At 36.1% G+C, this 14388-nt stretch carries 13 protein-coding genes and 1 pseudogene; 3 read left to right on the top strand and 11 right to left on the bottom strand.

Annotated features, from left to right (window positions below; all coding sequences use genetic code 11):
* Positions 1-50 precede the first annotated feature (50 nt).
* A complete protein-coding gene (locus NSQ08_RS03325) occupies positions 51-626 on the top strand; it encodes a TetR/AcrR family transcriptional regulator (protein WP_002186556.1) in 576 nt (191 codons plus the stop codon).
* A gap of 50 nt (positions 627-676) precedes the next feature.
* On the opposite strand, the gene NSQ08_RS03320 is transcribed toward NSQ08_RS03325, so the two are convergent.
* The gene (locus NSQ08_RS03320) at positions 677-1009 is read right to left on the bottom strand and encodes a hypothetical protein (RefSeq protein ID WP_233156261.1); all 333 of its coding nucleotides are present in this window, start codon (positions 1007-1009) and stop codon (positions 677-679) included.
* 163 nt (positions 1010-1172) lie between these two features.
* Here NSQ08_RS03320 and NSQ08_RS03315 point away from each other — a divergent pair.
* A pseudogene (locus tag NSQ08_RS03315) lies at positions 1173-2061 on the top strand (DMT family transporter).
* A gap of 225 nt (positions 2062-2286) precedes the next feature.
* Here NSQ08_RS03315 and NSQ08_RS03310 read toward each other — a convergent pair.
* A complete protein-coding gene (locus tag NSQ08_RS03310; protein WP_002087281.1) occupies positions 2287-3054 on the bottom strand; it encodes a TSUP family transporter in 768 nt (255 codons plus the stop codon).
* 110 nt (positions 3055-3164) lie between these two features.
* Between NSQ08_RS03310 and NSQ08_RS03305 the strand changes: the two genes are divergently transcribed.
* Positions 3165-3950: a TrmB family transcriptional regulator gene (locus NSQ08_RS03305; protein WP_137058621.1), complete on the top strand. Its 786-nt coding sequence runs from the start codon at positions 3165-3167 to the stop codon at positions 3948-3950.
* A gap of 96 nt (positions 3951-4046) precedes the next feature.
* Here NSQ08_RS03305 and dnaB read toward each other — a convergent pair whose 3' ends face one another.
* From dnaB to NSQ08_RS03260, 9 genes are all read right to left on the bottom strand, one after another.
* Positions 4047-5333, bottom strand: coding sequence for a replicative DNA helicase (gene dnaB, locus NSQ08_RS03300; RefSeq protein WP_340771507.1), 1287 nt, complete (start codon positions 5331-5333; stop codon positions 4047-4049).
* Positions 5330-6193, bottom strand: coding sequence for a DnaD domain-containing protein (locus NSQ08_RS03295; protein ID WP_340771505.1), 864 nt, complete (start codon positions 6191-6193; stop codon positions 5330-5332). The genes dnaB and NSQ08_RS03295 overlap by 4 nt, the downstream gene beginning before the upstream one ends.
* Before the next feature lie 196 nt (positions 6194-6389).
* Positions 6390-6716, bottom strand: a complete 327-nt coding sequence (locus tag NSQ08_RS03290; RefSeq protein WP_340771502.1) for a nucleoside triphosphate pyrophosphohydrolase — start codon at positions 6714-6716, stop codon at positions 6390-6392.
* A gap of 52 nt (positions 6717-6768) precedes the next feature.
* The gene (locus tag NSQ08_RS03285; RefSeq protein WP_340771499.1) at positions 6769-7512 is read right to left on the bottom strand and encodes a MerR family transcriptional regulator; all 744 of its coding nucleotides are present in this window, start codon (positions 7510-7512) and stop codon (positions 6769-6771) included.
* Between the two features lie 8 nt (positions 7513-7520).
* Entirely contained in the window at positions 7521-7772 is a 252-nt protein-coding gene (locus NSQ08_RS03280) for a hypothetical protein (protein ID WP_340771496.1), read from the bottom strand.
* Positions 7773-7775: 3 nt separating this feature from the next.
* The gene (locus NSQ08_RS03275) at positions 7776-8114 is read right to left on the bottom strand and encodes a DUF4870 domain-containing protein (protein ID WP_340771493.1); all 339 of its coding nucleotides are present in this window, start codon (positions 8112-8114) and stop codon (positions 7776-7778) included.
* A gap of 252 nt (positions 8115-8366) precedes the next feature.
* Positions 8367-9362 (bottom strand): PD-(D/E)XK nuclease family protein, encoded by a 996-nt coding sequence (locus NSQ08_RS03270; RefSeq protein ID WP_340771490.1) that lies wholly within the window; start codon positions 9360-9362, stop codon positions 8367-8369.
* A gap of 26 nt (positions 9363-9388) precedes the next feature.
* Positions 9389-11833: a restriction endonuclease-like protein gene (locus tag NSQ08_RS03265; protein WP_340780036.1), complete on the bottom strand. Its 2445-nt coding sequence runs from the start codon at positions 11831-11833 to the stop codon at positions 9389-9391.
* Positions 11808-14348 (bottom strand): MrcB family domain-containing protein, encoded by a 2541-nt coding sequence (locus tag NSQ08_RS03260; protein ID WP_340771486.1) that lies wholly within the window; start codon positions 14346-14348, stop codon positions 11808-11810. The genes NSQ08_RS03265 and NSQ08_RS03260 overlap by 26 nt, the downstream gene beginning before the upstream one ends.
* Positions 14349-14388 lie beyond the last annotated feature (40 nt).

Raw genomic sequence — 14388 nt, 5'->3', positions numbered from 1 at the left:
ATCAATTTTCAGCCATTGTATATTTAATCTACAAAAAAGGAGAATTGTAGATGAATGATAATGAAAAACAACTTGATTTACGTATTAGACGTACACATAAATTACTATGGGATTCCTTATTTGAATTAATGACGCAATCAAAACAGAAATATAGTACTATCACGATTAACCAAATTTGTGATCGTGCAATGGTACACCGAACAACTTTTTATAAACACTTTGAAGATAAAGATGCTTTATTAGCATTTGGATTTAAACGCTACAGCAAGATGATTGCTGAAATACCGATTTCAGATCGATTAAGTAAACCATTTCAAGTGATGGAACAATTTCTACACCATGAAGAAATCGGTAAAATATTAGAGACGCAAATGTCTGATGAACAATTTATTAGCCGTACACAGTATTTAAGTCACGAAACGAGAAAACAAGAAATAGAAGCGTTAAATCAACTTTGCAAAAACCATACGATGCCAAATGATTTAATCATTGAATTTTATTCAGGGGCAATCACCTCATTAAGTGCATGGTGGTTTAAAAATGAAAGAAGCGTTTCTGCTGCTGAAATGGATAGGTATCTCCACCAACTTATTAACCGGAATATTTTTCAGTTTGAAGAAGAATAACTTCACCATCAAAAAAACGCCTATATGAAATAGGCGTTTTTTACATACTATTACTTACCGATTTTCTTCAAATCCGAACTTTCTATAATTGAATGAGAATATCCATCTTTCCCAACTCGCACCATAGCTCTTCCCAACTGCTCAGAAGTTATCACACTGCCGAATCGCTTCAACAGAGGATTAAAGGACTTCATCACATCATACATCAATTGATATGATTTCGTTTTTGATTTCACACCATTTGCCGGAATGATCAATCCTGGTCTAAACATATACGCAGATTTGAAAGGTAAACGTAATAACTCATTTTCCGTTCTCGCCCATATCGTACGTCCTGATTCTGTACTATCTGTTCCGCTACCGGATACGTAAATGAATGTCATGTTTGGATTTAACTTCGCTAATGTTTTTGCGGTAGATAACGTTAATTCGTACGTAACTAAAAACGTCGATAAATTTTCGTTCCAAATATTCAGAATTAATATTAAAATAAACAATGGGGATAGGGGTATGGAATCATAAATTATACATAACGAGGGAATAGAAATGAAAATTCAATTAAAAGCTGATTTAATGCTACTACTAGTTACATTTTTTTTGGGGTGCATCCATCCTACTTACAAAGCTTGGACTTGATGGCATAGAAGAATATAATTTAATCGCATTACGATTTATTATTGCCTTTCTTTTATCAGGTTTAATATTTTACAAACATTTATTCAAAGTCGATTTTAAAACTGTAAAATATGCTTTTATACTAGCTTCCGTTTTATTTATCGTCTATATTTTCGCGACATTCGGTACAAAGTATACAAGTGTGTCTAATGCTGGTTTCTTACTATGTCTCACAGTCATTTTTATTCCGATATTATCAGCTATATTTTTAAAACACATTCCTGAAAAGAAAGTTATATTAGGAATTGTGTTAACGATAATAGGAATTGGCTTATTAACATTAACTAGTGAATTCAAGATCGGTAACGGCGATATATTTTGCATATTGTCTGCCTTATTTTATGCGATTCACGTCATCATTACTGGAAACGTAACAAAACATGTGAATTCAATTGCACTTGGGGTAGTACAACTCGGTTTCGTCGGCCTATTTAGTCTTATTTTTTCATTAGTGATGGAAACCCCAAAACTTCCTAGCACGATCAACTCATGGCTAATCATCTTAGCCTTAAGCATATTTTGTACCGCGGTCGCATTCATCGTACAAGTTATCGCCCAGCAATACACGACGCCAACACATACGGGACTTATCTTTTCATTAGAACCTGTCTTTTCAGCAGGCTTTGCCTTTGTTTTCACAGGCGAAACGCTCACAGGGAAAGGCTATTTAGGGGCGACGCTTATATTGTTAAGTGTGTTGATTGCTGAGATAGATTTTAAGAGTTTGTTGCGGCCTAATTATAGGAAGAATATAGAGTAAACATTTCACTATGATCAATAAACATACCCCAGAAAAAATATGAGTTTATATCATTCTCTTCACTTAGATTTTCTTTTAAATGAGACTTTTTTAGATGCTATCTTCGAATAAGGTAGCATCTAAAAAATGTTAAAAGAAATTTGCCCCTAGTATCTTCTTATATTTTATGTAGCCTTCATATTTGACCTTTTCTACGTTCTTTGAAGTGAAGATGTTCAAAATTATTTACTGAATATAGTCATACAGATTTTTCGCTAACAATAAACAAGTTACTGTAATGAAAAGAGCACGAACATACCCGCTTCCTTTTTTTATAGCAAATTTGGAGCCAACAATCCCTCCAGCAATTTGAGCAATCCCCATTATAAAACCATACACATAGTTTACTTGCCCTACATACATAAACATCAACAATGCACCAACATTACTTCCTAAATTAAGAAGCTTCGCATTACCTGCTGCTTTTAAAAAATCATACCCAATAAATAAAAGAGAAAACATTAAAAACGAACCTGTGCCAGGACCTAGAAATCCATCATAAAAACCAATAGCAAAAACAAAAAAAGTAAAGATAATGACGTGTCGACCAGACAATTTTTTATGAGTGGAAATACTACCCCAATCCTTTTTGAATATCGTATAAATAGCAACCGCACCAAGCATGATCAGCATCAATGGCTTCAGTACTTCTGGGTTCATTAAATGAACGGTCCATGCCCCTATTATGGAACCTATGAAAGTGAGTGGAAATAATTTAAACGCCGATTTCAAATCAAGATTACCAGAACGATAAAACACAATATTACTAGTTGCACACCCCATTGTCGACGCTAGTTTATTCGTAGCTACTGCACTTGCTGGATTCAGTCCTGTAAATAATAAAGCGGGTAAGGCAATGAGTCCTCCACCACCTACAACTGAATCAATAAATGCAGCTAAAAATCCAAAAGCAATCAAAATAATTAATACTGATGGGTCTAAATAAAAATCCATACTATTAGCCTCCCCTTTAGTCACTATCAGAATAGTAACTAATAATTTGCTAAATGTAAACAGTTATTGTAACGTTGAAATATAAAAGCAAACATCGGAGGACGAAAAAAGTGGACTACATAGTGCAACAGCTTAAAAAAATTGGTTTTAATGAATATGAAGCTAAATCTTATGTATCTCTTGTTAAACAGGGGCCTGTCACAGCCTACCAAGTGAGTAAGGATTCGGGTATCCCAAGAGCGCGAATTTATGAGATTTTGGGTAACCTTGTAGAAAAAGGAATTGTCATGAAGGAAGAAATAAATGACACCACTCGCTATTCACCTCTACCGGTTGAAGTCTTTTTACAGAAGGCTCAATCAGAATGGCAGTCTACTTATGAAGTAATCAGTGATTCATTAAAAAAACTAGAAACTTCCGAGGAAAAAACGGATAATCGAGTGATTACTTTAAAAGACAATAAAACAATCATTAGCTATTGTCAGGCATTAATAAAAAAAGCAGAACAACGTATTGTCATTTCAATGTGGGATGAGATGTATGAAGCGTTAAAAGAGGATCTATCTGAGGTAGCTGATAAAGTTACAGTACAAGGCATTACCCTGCATGTGGAAAATCCCATTAAAAATCTAGAAGCCCATCGTATAACACCTTATACAGAAACTCTGTCTACAGAACATTGGTTTATTTTATCAATAGATTCTAAAGAGATGATTTATGGACCATCACTTGAGGAGCGTAATATTGCTTTTTATACAGATGATCCCGTTCATATATACCTATTAGAGGATTATGTATGGCATGATGTTTTAGTGAATCGACTTGTACAACGTAGCCAAGATGATTTGGAGCAATGGATTACTACAGAGAGAAAATCCTTCTTTATGGAAAAATAAGAAACATATTCAAAGAATCAAAGAATAAAGCATAAGTTAATGAAATGGAACACTTATGCTTTATTTTATTTGCAAAGTGATACTCCAGTCTTTTAACTATTTCCCTTCCTCAAACCGCCCAAACTCCTTCAAAAACCTCAGCTTAAAACTACCCACAGGCCCATTCCGATGCTTCGCCACATGGATCTCCGTCATCTCTTTCTGCATCGTTTCCTTATCATAATAATCCTCACGATACATAAGCATAATGACATCCGCATCTTGCTCAATTTGCCCTGTCTCTCTTAAATCTGATAAAAGCGGACGCTTATCTTGACGTGACTCTACGGAACGAGACAATTGCGACAATGCTACTATACAAACATTTAAATCGCGCGCTAATAACTTAAGCTTACGAGAAATTTCGCTAATCTCTTGAAATCGATTGCCCTTATGCTTCGGATCGCCCGTAATAAGCTGTAAATAATCTACAATAACTAACAGCTTTTTATCCCCATGCTTCCTCTTTAACTTACGAGTCTGCATCCAAATATCTTGCATTGTAACACCGGCCTTATCATAAATTTCAAGTGGCAACTCACCAATCTCCGCAAACGCCTTACTCACCTTTTCCCAGTCTTCTATCGTAAAACGATGCTTCGGATTTTTCAGCCTTCCTCCTGACACTTCGCCCGCGCACGACGCCATCCTTTTTAATAATTGCTTACTACTCATCTCTAATGAAAATAATCCAACCGCCGCTCCAGACTTCGCCGCATGCAGTCCAACATTTAATGCAAACGCAGTTTTCCCCATAGAAGGACGCGCTCCAAGGACGACAAAATCCCCTTCCTGCAATCCGCACGTCATCTTATTTAACGATGTATAACCAGTCTCAATACCAGTATTCTCTTTCGTATCTTGATGAAGCTCCTCATACAAACCAACTAACGCATCCTTCAAATCAAACTCACATACACAGTCCTTTTCCTCTAACTCACAAAGTTCCATAATCGTCTCACCAATAATCTTCTCGTCCTTCTCCGCAATAAGACGCTCTCCCATCTTGTGCCCGAGAACACCGGCCTGATACATTTTCCAAGCACCTCGAACAAGCCCCTCATAATAAGAGAAGTTGGCAGTTGTAGGCACACCCTCTATTAACGCTATAAAATACTCCATCCCCCCGATATTCTCCAAAAAATTTGGATTCATCCGAGAAACGAGCGTCACAAGATCAATGGGTTGCCCTTCATCTTCAATTTTTCGCATTAACCGAAATATAGACTTATGCACCGGCATAGAAAAATAATGCTCCGTCAAACGGCACTCCTTAATAAGCTCTCCATCAATTAAAAGAGAACCTAATACCGTCTTTTCCGCCTCCACATTTTGAATACTCATGGACGCCACCCGCGTTCCGCTAAAAAGCGCTGCAACTCTTCCTCTGACGGCGCATTCTTCTCCCACTCCTCGCACCTCGTCAAAAACTCCTCCGTCTCCCCACTACTCACAGACGACTCTTTCTTCCTAAACTGAGCCGTATCCGCCTCAACCTCAGAAACTTTCGTAAATCCTTTCCCGTGCCAGCCCCTCAAAATCCCCTTCACATAAGCAACCGTCCGCTTATTATTCTCATACGCAATTTGAAGAGCCTTCAGCACAAGCTCCTCTGACAAATCAACCATCCACGCACTCAATTCCTCCACAGTATGCGGAGACAAACTACCGAAATGTTGCTCATAAAAAGAAAACACGCGACTTCCCGTTTCGTCCTCTATAACCTCTTCTTCCGCCTCTGTCTCCTCACAAACTGGCTCAACATCATCCACAGCCAAATCACTCGGCATACCGAAATGCGCTAAAAGCATCGGAACATTCAGCTCCTCCTCTACGCACTTCTGAAGAAACATATGTACAAACTCCTTATTCTTCACACTCTTCAGCTCACGAAGCACACACTTCTCCACATTCGTATTCGTCACAGGATTATAACGAAGCCAATTTAAAATAAATAACTCTCGCGTCTCCGCATCATAAAGAATCTTTCCATAATCAATAAAGCGCTGCACCAACTTATCAACAGTCTCCCTGTTATAACCCGTTTCCATCTCAGCTAACCGCTTCGGAAACGGAAAAATCCCGCACTGCGTCGTCTTCGAACAAGTTAACAAATAAACATAAAAATACCGCTCCTCCGGCGTCAAATCCAAAACAAAATCATCCTGCCAAAAATTCACCTGCACATTACGATACACCGCCATCCTAATTCCTCCTGTCCCGATTCAAAAGTAAAAAATTCTTCTTTGTACTATATATAGGAAGGAGGGGTGGGTTTTTGGCGTGTTATTTCAAATTTTTTTTGACTACTACTACAGTGTTTGTTGGTGTTTTTGTTTTGTTATGTTTTTTCTTAGTGATTTATTACTTGGTAGGGGCTTGCAAGGGGCTTATGAAGGGCTAGTTATCGGCTACTTCGATTAGGAAGACTCTATCTGAAAAGCTACCTCGTTCTTCTGCTTTCTTTTTACGGATGTTGTTGATTTCTTCTAGTGTTGTGCCTTCGTGTTCGGCTAGGTCGTTTATTGGTTCTGGGAGGTTGGAGAGTTCTTCTAGTTTATTTTCTTTTGTTGTTGCTTCTAGGTATTCGTTTAGTTCTTCTTCTGTTTTTTTACAGATTTCTTTTATGTATTCATCTTCGTTTAGGATTCTTGTTGTGGGTGTTTTTCCGTTAGATTTTATTATTTGCGGGATTTTGTTTCGGATTAGTTTGTTGTAGGTTGGCATGGGATCTTCCTCCGTTTGGTTTTTCTTCTATTGTAATGGAAAAGCAGTTTAACTAGATGCTAAACTGCTTCATTGCTTCTTTTATATAGTTTTCTTCTTCTATTGTGAAGAGGGTTGGGAATTCGGATAGTGGGAGGTTTGAATGATTAATTATGTCCTCTATATCACTTTGAGGTGTATCAAGATAGTTCGTTACCTCTTCTATTACATTGAAAAATTCCTTCAAGGTAACTTGAACTTCATGATGACTCGGGTCCTGCTCTTCTTCTTTATACTTTTTCAACTTCCCGATCACATCCATAAATCGCCAATCAAACTTTTCTTTTAATTCTTTATTATTATAAAACGATTGAACACTCTCCTTTGAAAAATGTTCCTCTAACCATTCTTTATTTTCTTTCTCCCATATGAAAGTTTGAAGAAATGAAGAAAACAAAGCAATATCTACTCGTTCTTCCTTTTGAAACTTCTTCGTCATCTCATCCATATGCGAAAGCACCTTCACAATTCTTTCTTGCTCTGCCAAAAGCACTTCTCTTTGAAAATGCATTTGTCTTAAAAAATCTTCAGTCTCTACATCACGCTGCAATATAATATTTTGAATTTCACCAAGCGAAAAACCAAGATGCTTAAACGATTGAATTTGCTGCAACACATACAAATCATCTTTCGTATATAACCGATGCCCACCCTCAGTATAATCGCTCGGCTTTAATAAATTAATCTTGTCATAATAACGAAGCGTCCGCACCGTAACATCCCCAACACTTGCAAACTCGCTAATCATCCACGCCATATCATCACCTACTTCGCTAACTTCTCTTTTACATACTGAAGCATATGAGAAAAACTCATCTCATTCTGCCGATAATATTGAAACAAACCTACAACAAGTAATAAAAAAGGAACATTCCCTCTATAACGATGTTCATACTCACTAATACCATCATAAAAGTACTCATATTTTCTTTTTCGTAAAACAATATAAATCGCAATAAACAACACTGCGACCATAATAAAAATTCGCTTTCCCCTTACCTCCACTTCTTGTTTCATCACCTATTCTCCTTCCACCTCGTACTTATCTTCTTTAAATAACGGAATTCGAATAAAATAACGATATGGCTCGTCGCGTATTACTTTCCACGCAACAATGATCACTTGAACAACCTCAAAAGCAAACACAATCCAAAACAAAACATCACTAATGCGCGAACTAATATTAAATAGAAGAAAGATTAACAAATGAAAATTGAACGCCTTTCGGCAATGATATTTGTACACCGCATTTTTACGTGCCAGCGTGATGTACATTAGTAGTGGTGAAAAGATTCCTATTGCGGCTGAGAGTAGTAGCATGATGATGGTGTTTCTTTTTTCTTTTGTAGTGGTTTTCATGAGTTGTTTGGTCCCCCCTTTTTTGATTTGTCTCTCTTAGGTTAGGGGGTGACGTTGGGGGAGGTGCAAGGGGATTGGATAGAAAAAATTTAGTAATGCTAGTATAAATAAGACCTTTACCTTGACAGGATGGAGGTCATCATTTAAAATTTCACATCCACGTTATTTACAAATAGAAAGAAGAGCATATATCTCATATGCTCTTCTTCCCATAGCTAATAATACAATTTATCCGACTAATATTTATCTAATCTATTTCACAATTACATCCATCATTTTTAACAATTTCTCCACTTCACCTAAAACTCCCATCGTTCCAGGAATATCAATTCTCCCTTTTCCATCTTCCACTCTATAATCCCTCACCACAGCAACCGTCATATATCGCCCATTTCCAAACCTAGGTTTCTCCACATTAAAAGAATAATTATGACTTCGTTCGATTAGCACTTTACTCCACTTATCCCTAAGTTCTTTTCTTCTATCCTTATCAACAACATGTATCTTAAAACATAAACGTCCTTCTTCTAACTGCAAATACTGCCTGCAATCATTATCCTCTTGTTCACTCCACCATAACGCATAGAATCCACCATTCGGATTAGCAACATATCCATATTGACCTTTGATCCCACATTGCTTTAACTCCTCATAAAACCCTTCCCAAGCTTCACCTTTCCACTCGCTTAACGGGAGTGTCTTATATGAATCATATTTTTGATCTATTTCTCTTAAATAAAAATAGTAATCTAAAAATATTTGATTTTGAACGCCTCTATCTATATTTCCTTGTATAAATTCAAGCATTTGTTTTCTTGTAAACAACATATACTTTGCATCAATCACTGCTGAATAATCACTTTGATTACCTATTTTATAGTAGATGGGTAATAGGTCGCTCTCTTTGTATTTTTCTAATTTAACCACTTCTTCATAATAACGCTTCAATTGATTAGAATGCTCTTTTGTATATGTTTTATCTTCAATTAAAATAGCCTGATTACCGTTAATTTCAATGAGTATATCTAAACCTTTGAATTGTTTAGTAATCTTAATTTCTTTAATAGCGGCTGGAAAGTTCTTTTTATGTAAGTCATATATTCTTCTAATAAAATCTATACCAGCTTCATGTAAGCATTTATCGGTTTCTTTATAGATTGGTTTCGCCCACTCTGCTAGCCAACAAATAAAAGCATCTTGCGACAATTCACTTGTTCCATGTGAAAATAAATTTGGTCTCTTATCCATTATCTAATCCCCTTTGTATCTAAATATCACTCCCTAACATTTAGTACCTCTAAAACTTCCTTAAACAACACCGAGCCTCTCCCAATAACCAACTCCAAAGGAACCTCTTTAACTCGCCCATCTCTCCCCACCATAACAACCCCATTCTCATAATTAACCCAAATCTGAACATCCTGCACATAATAACTCTTAATAGCAGAAGCCTCATCTAAGTTGTTATGATCCAACTCAACCTTAACTTGCTTCGTAAAACGACGCAGCGTTTTCCAAAGCGCTCGTTCTTCTTTTGATTTCATGAAGAGTTCTGGGAGTTCTTGTACTTCTTTTAATAACGACATAGTTGTTATTGTGTATGTTTGAATTCCATATCCTACTGGGCGAATGAGGTGGTCTAGTTTTTTCCATGGCTCTAGTTCGAAATTTACATCCTCATCGTTTTGCTGCATTTGAATGTGTTTGATTTTGGCGACGTATTGAATTCCGCCTTTTTCTCCATACCATTTTTTCGGTGCATATAATGCTATGTACTTCGCTTCTTGCCATCCTGGTTTTAACTGTGTGACCGGTAACTGGTATAAGCCTTCTTTTCTATATACTTCATAGTCGGCTTCAGTTTTCACGCTGCCCACTAATACTTTTTCTTCTAGCGAGGAGTGCCATTCTTCTTTTGTGCCTCTTGGAAGGATGCCTTCTCTTATAATTTCTTCTGGGCTTTTTTCAATGAGATGGTCTAGAAATTGTTCGACTAGTCTTGTTGCATTTGGTAAGAACGGGAAGCCACCGATATTTACTTTTTCTATACTTTTATAAAATGGATGATTCTCATATGCTTCCTCTTGGTTCCATGGGAACAGTACGTACGCCCCGTAAGCAGTTCGTTCAAATGGTCCTTCTTGTTCTACTACTAGTGCATCTCTGTAACGATGCATTGTGTTAATGTCTTCTTCCATCGGGCCAGGGGCGCCATACTTCCTTTTATAATGAGAGCTTTCAGCAAAATCAATTCGATATTTCGCATCAAAAATGTATTGATATTGATAGTTCTTTCCCTTTTTCTCAATAGCGAGCATCGTATCTGGCTTTTGTGTAACTGTTGGTAACCCACTGTTTCTTTTCTGGAAGTAAAGTTCTATTACCTCGTCTGTTTCTGGATGTTTGAACGTTCTTTTTGCAGTTTTACTTTCATCTAGCGTTACGTATAAACCATCTTGTTTAACTTGAATAACGTCTTGATGAAGCGGTATATATTTTTTAGATAAAATTTGTCCAAGTTTTAAATACGTCCAGTATTCGTATAACCTTGCGACATCTTTTACCGACACTTTGAAAATTTGTCCTCGTAATGTTAAACCGCGCGATAGCATTAAGAAGATTTGATACGCATCTCGATAGCCTGCTGCCATTTGGATAACGAGCGAAAAGACTGAGCGATCTAATTTTCCGATCCCTCTCCAAAATGGATCGTTCAATTCGTTTTTCATTCGATACTTCATATTTTTTACACACTCTAGCAAATCTTCATCAGTTACACCACGTGTATATCTAGATTTTGACTCTAGCGCCTTAAGTAGATCGTCTATTTTATGTACAATTCTTTGAATCATCCATTTAACAAATCGATTTTCCAGCGTATCATAAGACACTTCCTTATAAGCTGTAATACCTTTAGTTGGTATACTGTTTTCTCCTTGCAGCAAGTGTGGTCGCTTTCGCAAATAGTTCATTCCGATAGAATCCAATTTACGAATTTTTTCTCCTCGTACTAGTTTATGCCTAGTCATAAGTATATGATGCGGTTGTCTTTTTATATGAGAGATCGACTTCATAAATCGCTCAAAGGAATCATTTAAAATACGATAAAACTCACTCTTCGATGGATTTGTAGCGTAAATTGCAGATGCTCCTAAGTAAGTTCTTTTTAGTAAATGAAATGCTAAATTATAAATTTCATCATTTACTTCATCTAATAAGGCTCTGTAATCATTCTTATAATCAAGTTTTGCCGGGAAAACTTCAAATGTAACAGTTAATAAAGTATCTTGGTCATCTTTAATTTCAAACGTTGTATTTCCTACCTCATTCGGAAATGAAAGGTTCCCCATTAACACATGAAGTGACCCCATTTGAATAGAACTAACTCGCTTTCGAAAACCCGGATGTTCATGATAAAAAGACAGCTGCCTGTTATTTTTCGGAACAACAACAAGCTGATAACTTCTATTTTCAAAAAAGATTGGCGGGTGTTCGTTCCATTCATCTAGCCTCTGCAATCTCGCATCAAATACAGAAACGGATTCAGCCTTCCCATCTACATGAAAATACATCATTTCATCTGCGTTCATAGCGTGATATTCTTTTAAACTCTCGTATTTTTCATGATAAGGATTTCCTTTAATCGTCAATGATAGCTCCTCTGTTTCAATCTTAACTAGCTCTATTTCATTATTAGATCCAGAAAGAGGTGAAACCATCATACTCGAACCTCCTTAACATATGAGACAACTTGTTAGCTGAACGAGGATACTTAGCATATGAAGTGTCATTATTGCCGCTATCATATTCTTCATTTGCACATAATACATACAACTGCTTTAATACCTCTTCTGTTCTGCCATCGCTCCCTGCAAGACGCGGTAAAATCTTTTGATATATTTGATAATCAAGTGCTTCATCGAATGACAATAACTTTCCTTGTTCGTTGTATGCCATATAGAAACAAATTTCATCTCGTATACGATACCCAACTTGAGCTCCAACTGATTCAAGTGTTTTATTTATTTCTATTAAAGTGGTCGATATATTTCTCACAAGATCTTCATTTTCTTTAAAACATTCTTTTAGATGAAGATACTCGGTTGCTAAAGAGCGATTAGAAACAATTTCAGCTTCTTTCTCCTCTATATCCATTAAGAAATTAAAATAATCTAAGTTAACGGTATTAAATTCAATTGTATTCGCACGATCTAATACTTTTTTACTTAACGGATGTGTCGTTTCATCCATATTTACCGTTCCGATAATATATACATTTGATGGAATTATAATGCGCTTATTCGTAATTGACTCTGGAAGAACTGGTGACGTAACAATTTTTCCATCTTTCCATTTACGACTTTCAATTACACTTAAAAAGTCACTAAAGTAGTATTCCACTCGAGCTAAATTCATCTCGTCCAACACTACAAAATAAGGTCGATTTGGATTATTGTCTGCATCTTCAAGAACTTTAATTAACGGTCTTTCTTGAAATTCCCCTTGCAGATTTACATAACCAAGCAAATCAGAACTATCACTCCAATCAGGTCGAACCGGAATAAGCGTAAACTGCCCATTCTCTTCCGTAGCACCTAAACTCTCCGCAAACCACTGTACAATTTTCGTTTTCCCTGTACCTGAAATACCTGATAAAATAACAAATGGCTTCGTCTTTAATGAAAGGAAGAAATTAATAAGATCCTTTTTCTCATAATAGAAACCTTTACTTTGAATATAAGAAGACACATGATCGATAATTGATTGCTGATCTAAATACACTTCTTTCCTCTCATAAATCATTTCATATTTCGTTCCTTCCTCTTTATAAGCTATGAATCCCTCATAATAGCGAAGCATTTCTTCTAGGTCCTCTACTAACTCTTTTTCACTTGGCATTTTATTAGCATCGTACGCAATATAAGCCGCTGTTGAATTTGCATATCCTTTTGCTTTTGGACTTGTCCCTAGGAAGATCTCATCATCTTTTTTCACCTTTTGAGACATATGTATTTGTTCACGAATCTCTTCTTTAATTTTTTGCATCTCTTCTTTAGTTGTTTCTGTTACACCTTGTCCAATGGTCAAATATAATCGTTGCATATCTTCGCTAAATAAATAGACGATATAATAGCCTCTCTGTGTCGATGTTGTAATATCTCTATGCATTAGGGCAATCCACGGAACTGTTGCCCAATTCCCTTTTCCAACCGATCCTATCACACTGTACTGCTTCTCATTTATAAATGGTAACCGAATGATCTCTGTTGCCATATCATTTCGGACTGTTAATCCTAATTTATGTCCTGCAAATTTTTCTGTTTTTGCATCCAAATATTCTTTCATTATCTTTAAAAAGCCTTCACGTAAACTACTACTCATATTACCGCCCTTTTCTTCATTCTTTTTTATGTATTGTTCGGCCGGAATCCATTCAGCATTAATTATTTCCAATTTCTCAGACCACATTAAGAGATTATGCGTACGCTCTTTTGCTAATGATTCTAGCATTAAATTATCCCCTCTAGAGTTCCGGACAATCGTCATCGCTAAATGTGCTAAAGCTTCTTTCTTTTCCCTTCTTGGATACGCTCTTAAAAGATTAAGTACAAACATAACAATGTGAAAGTATTCCTGCTTTAAAACTAACTTTCGAATAACATCATTCTTACTTTTTGCCTCAATATATTCAGTTAATAAAGACGTATTAATATTATGATTATCCTTTAAAAATCCCAGTAATCTTAAATCTTGTCTTCCTTTAGATTTAACTCTATACAAATTACCATTGGTTTGCTCACTTAAATTTTTTGGATCGTATGTATTATTTATTACCTCTTCTAAAAATCCGACAACTTTATGATACTGCTCACATGGCAAATTATCAGTTTGGAACTCTTTAAATGTAATAGCTCGCGATCCAGTCACATTCACAAATGGAAACTGAGAAAAAAAAGCTACCAAGAAAGCATTACATTCTCCCGCTTGCCCAAAATCCTCATGCTTTACCTTACGAACATCAATAAGTTTTTCCCAAGCATTCTTAAGAATTTCAAAACTCACTTTAAAATAAGATATTGCTGTCTCGCCCTTTTCATATTGCTCAAGTGAAAGTTTAGTTTCAACGTATAACCCTTCATCATCCTTATTTATAATCAAATAAGATTTATTACCTTTTATATCTTCAACCTGTTTCTTTGATTTAGCCAATTCAATTATGAGTTGATCCAACATTTTTATCCCCACCGTTACAATAAATTACAATTACTACTAT

Source organism: Bacillus sp. FSL E2-8887, from assembly GCF_038007205.1.
In the GTDB taxonomy this organism is placed as follows: domain Bacteria; phylum Bacillota; class Bacilli; order Bacillales; family Bacillaceae_G; genus Bacillus_A; species Bacillus_A mycoides.
This window is presented reverse-complemented; position numbering and strand designations above follow the sequence as displayed.

Excerpts from the sequence above, each read along its gene's own strand:
- NSQ08_RS03290 (WP_340771502.1), bottom strand. The coding sequence starts at position 6,716 with ATGCCAACCTACAACAAACTAATCCGAAACAAAATCCCGCAAATAATA.
- NSQ08_RS03270 (WP_340771490.1), bottom strand. The coding sequence starts at position 9,362 with ATGGATAAGAGACCAAATTTATTTTCACATGGAACAAGTGAATTGTCG.
- NSQ08_RS03325 (WP_002186556.1), top strand. The coding sequence starts at position 51 with ATGAATGATAATGAAAAACAACTTGATTTACGTATTAGACGTACACAT.
- NSQ08_RS03265 (WP_340780036.1), bottom strand. The coding sequence starts at position 11,833 with ATGGTTTCACCTCTTTCTGGATCTAATAATGAAATAGAGCTAGTTAAG.
- NSQ08_RS03275 (WP_340771493.1), bottom strand. The coding sequence starts at position 8,114 with ATGAAAACCACTACAAAAGAAAAAAGAAACACCATCATCATGCTACTA.
- NSQ08_RS03280 (WP_340771496.1), bottom strand. The coding sequence starts at position 7,772 with ATGAAACAAGAAGTGGAGGTAAGGGGAAAGCGAATTTTTATTATGGTC.
- NSQ08_RS03260 (WP_340771486.1), bottom strand. The coding sequence starts at position 14,348 with ATGTTGGATCAACTCATAATTGAATTGGCTAAATCAAAGAAACAGGTT.
- NSQ08_RS03295 (WP_340771505.1), bottom strand. The coding sequence starts at position 6,193 with ATGGCGGTGTATCGTAATGTGCAGGTGAATTTTTGGCAGGATGATTTT.
- NSQ08_RS03310 (WP_002087281.1), bottom strand. The coding sequence starts at position 3,054 with ATGGATTTTTATTTAGACCCATCAGTATTAATTATTTTGATTGCTTTT.
- dnaB (WP_340771507.1), bottom strand. The coding sequence starts at position 5,333 with ATGAGTATTCAAAATGTGGAGGCGGAAAAGACGGTATTAGGTTCTCTT.
- NSQ08_RS03320 (WP_233156261.1), bottom strand. The coding sequence starts at position 1,009 with ATGACATTCATTTACGTATCCGGTAGCGGAACAGATAGTACAGAATCA.
- NSQ08_RS03285 (WP_340771499.1), bottom strand. The coding sequence starts at position 7,512 with ATGGCGTGGATGATTAGCGAGTTTGCAAGTGTTGGGGATGTTACGGTG.